Genomic DNA, 959 nt, shown 5'->3' with positions numbered 1-959 from the left:
TTGAGCGACAGGTTCACCGCCTGGCCCGAGGCCGTGTCGATCAGCCCGGAGGCTCCGGCCACCACGCCCAGCGCATAGGTCAGGGTGCCGGCATCATCGGCACCAAACGCCGAGTTGAAGTTGGCGGCGAAGCTCTGGGTGGCGTCGATGCCCAGCACTGTCTCGTCCACCGTCAGCGTCGGCTCCACGCCGGTGGTACTGATGCTCGGCCCGTCGTCCTTGAACACCAGGTTCTGCCCAATGTTCAGCGTCGCCTGGGCGCTGTCGCCGTCCTTGTCGGTCTTGGTTGCCGTCAGCGTCACCAGGTTGTCCGAGGTCAACGTCTTTGAATCATCCGGATTGCTGGTGTTGGAATGCACCACAGCCCGGAGCTGGTCGAGCGTGACGCTGCCATCGGCGGCTACGCCGACGGTGAACACCAGCAGGTTGCCCGTGGCCGTACGCCCTTGCACCACGGTGCCATTGAGCGACAGGTTCACCGCCTCGCCCAAGGCCGTGTCCGTCAACCCGGAGGCCCCCGCCACCACGCCCAGCGCATAGGTCAGGGTGCCGGCGCCATCGGCACCAAACGCCGAGTTGAAGTTGGCGGCAAAACTCTGGGTAACGTCGGTCGCCAGTACCGTTTCGTCCACCGTCAGCGTCGGTTCCGTGCCGGTAGTACTGATGCTCGGTCCGTCGTCCTTGAACACCAGGTTCTGCCCGATGTTCAGCGTCGCCTGGGCGCTGTCGCCGTCCCTGTCGGTCTTGGTCGCCGTCAGTGTCACCAGATTGTCCGAAGTCAGGCTCGTCGAGTCATCCGGATTGGTGGTGTTGGAATGCACCACGGCGCGGAGCTGGTCGAGGGTGACATCACCGTTGGCGGCTACGCCGACGGTGAACACCAGCAGGTTGCTCGTGGCCGTACGCCCTTCGACCACGGTGCCGTTGAGCGACAGGTTCACCGCCTGGCCCGAGGCCGT

General features: G+C 65.1%; 1 protein-coding gene. It reads right to left on the bottom strand.

The genetic code is table 11. From position 1 onward, the window contains the following. Window positions 1-959, bottom strand: a 959-nt coding sequence (locus PMI31_RS31400; protein ID WP_008020041.1) for a DUF5801 repeats-in-toxin domain-containing protein, incomplete at both ends; no start/stop codon positions are given.

It is taken from the genome of Pseudomonas sp. GM55 (assembly GCF_000282395.1).
GTDB classification, from domain to species: Bacteria; Pseudomonadota; Gammaproteobacteria; order Pseudomonadales; family Pseudomonadaceae; genus Aquipseudomonas; species Aquipseudomonas fluorescens_CC.
The sequence above is the reverse complement of the archived record's forward strand: the minus strand, read 5'-3'. Positions and strand labels throughout refer to the sequence as shown.